Origin of the sequence: Parafrankia sp. FMc2, from assembly GCF_041008525.1 — a bacterium.
Lineage (GTDB): Bacteria > Actinomycetota > Actinomycetes > Frankiales > Frankiaceae > Parafrankia.
The window spans coordinates 1-586 of record NZ_JBFLUG010000508.1 but is presented as its reverse complement, the minus strand read 5'-3'; the positions used below and the strand labels follow the sequence as shown (position 1 = coordinate 586).

Annotated in this window: 1 protein-coding gene and 1 pseudogene; both read right to left on the bottom strand. The window is 66.7% G+C overall.

The genetic code is table 11. From position 1 onward, the window contains the following. Nucleotides 1-346, bottom strand: a 346-nt coding sequence (locus AB1460_RS38185; protein WP_368967486.1) for an acyl-CoA dehydrogenase family protein, incomplete at its 3' end; no start/stop codon positions are given. A 61-nt stretch (nt 347-407) separates the two neighbouring features. Further along, nucleotides 408-586 (bottom strand): annotated as a pseudogene (locus tag AB1460_RS38180) (CoA ester lyase); the annotation flags it as partial.

The window sequence follows — 586 nt, the reverse complement described above, 5'->3', positions numbered from 1 at the left end:
GCAACAGCCGCCGGCGCTGCTCCTCCGTACCGTGCTGCAACACCAGGTACGCCACGATGAAATGCGTGTTGATCACCCCGGAGACGCTCATCCACCCCCGCGCGATCTCCTCCACCACCAGCGCGTAGGTCAGCAGCGACTCCCCCAGCCCGCCGTACTCCTCCGGGATCGTGATCCCGAACAGGCCCATCTCCTTCATCGCCTCGACGATCGCGTCCGGGAACTCGTCCTTACGCTCCAACTCGTTCGCGTGCGGAAGGATCTCCTTGTCGACGAACGACCGCACCGCCGCGAGGATGTCGGTCTGCACCTCGGTCAGCCCGTCGGTCTGCGCAATCCTGCCCATGGTGGCTCCTGTGGTCCGGGGTCTCAGCGAGACGGTCTCAACGACACGGGACGGTGACCGGTCAGTCCTTCGGCGGCTCGAACGTCACCGTCCGGGCCATCCCCGCCGCCCGGCCCTTCCCCGCGATCACCTCGGCCATCTTCCGGCTCGCCTCGTCGATCATCTCGTCGCCGAGCATCACCGCACCCCGCAGACCACCCTCGTCCGAGGTGTGCCACGCATAGGCATCCAGGATCAGCT